This is a genomic window from Flavobacterium bomense (assembly GCF_003970355.1).
Map to the genome: position 1 here is coordinate 381 of NZ_RYDJ01000126.1, position 960 is coordinate 1,340.

The window sequence follows — 960 nt, forward strand, 5'->3', positions numbered from 1 at the left end:
TTTATACTAATAAATTCTCTTACAGCTTATTTTGATCTAACTTTTTGTTCCCATTTCCAAGCACTTTCCATTGCCTCATCTAAAGAGGATTCTGTTTTCCATCCCAGCACTTCATTTGCTTTGTTAGTACTTGCATAAGCCATTGTTACATCGCCTTCTCTTCTGTCAACAATTTTGTAAGGAAAAAGCTTCGTGCTTACTTTTTCAAAACTTGCAATTACTTCTAAAACCGAACTTCCAACTCCCGTTCCAAGGTTAAAAATTTCAATTTTTTCTTCATTTTTATTTTCCAATAATCTTTGTAAAGCCACTACATGAGCTTTTGCTAAATCGACAACGTGAATGTAATCGCGAATGCAAGTACCATCTACTGTTGGGTAATCGTTTCCGTACACCATCAATTCTTTACGCAACCCAACACCTGTTTGAGTTATGAATGGCACCAAATTTTGCGGAACTCCAATGGGCAATTCACCAATTTCAGCAGAAGGATGTGACCCAATTGGATTAAAATAGCGAAGCAATATAGCATTAATATTGCTAACTTTAGAAACATCTGTAATGATTTCTTCTCCTATTTGTTTTGTGTTTCCGTAGGGAGACATTGCTGGTTTGATTGGTGCATTTTCGTCAATTGGCATGACATCGGCCTGACCGTAAACCGTACAAGAGGAACTAAAAATAAATTGAGCCTTCTCTTTTTTCTCTAATTCTTGAAGTATATAAACCAAAGATGAGATGTTATTTTCATAATACAAGAGTGGGTTAGTAACGCTTTCGCCAACCGCTTTTGAAGCAGCAAAATGAATCACACCACTAATATCCTGATGCCTTAGAAAAAAATCTTGAACAGAAATTTTTTCTCTTAAATCTAATTTTTCGAAAATGGGTTCTTTACCTGTAATGGAGACAATACCCTTTAAAACCGATACAGAAGAGTTAGAAAGATTATCAATTATA

Annotated in this window: 1 protein-coding gene; it reads right to left on the minus strand. The window is 35.1% G+C overall.

The features are described 5' to 3' along the window. Positions 1–26: 26 nt before the first annotated feature. A partial coding sequence (gene galE, locus EKL98_RS16100; RefSeq protein ID WP_126563155.1) for a UDP-glucose 4-epimerase GalE occupies positions 27–960 on the minus strand: 934 nt, incomplete at its 5' end.